Genomic DNA, 252 nt, shown 5'->3' with positions numbered 1-252 from the left:
GTGGTGAACCCTGGACACTAACCCCCACCAAGCTGTTCCAGAGTGCCATGCTGACTTCTGGGGCCATGACCAATCGCCTGAATCGACTGGAAAAAGCCAAACTGATCCAGCGCCTGCCCAGTGAGCAGGACCGCCGCTCACTGCTGGTACAGCTGACCGAACAAGGCAAGATAGTCACAGAAAAGGCACTCAAGGGTCACGCTGCCACAATGAAGCGACTGACCGGCCTGCTGCAGGAAGACGAACAACAAC

General features: G+C 56.7%; 1 protein-coding gene. It reads left to right on the top strand.

Features of this window, described 5'->3' with window-relative positions:
* Nucleotides 1-252: MarR family transcriptional regulator (locus Q4563_RS21230; protein WP_303605934.1), on the top strand; the 252-nt coding region annotated here is incomplete at both ends.

The sequence above is a fragment of the Gilvimarinus sp. 1_MG-2023 genome (assembly GCF_030548285.1).
This window is presented reverse-complemented; position numbering and strand designations above follow the sequence as displayed.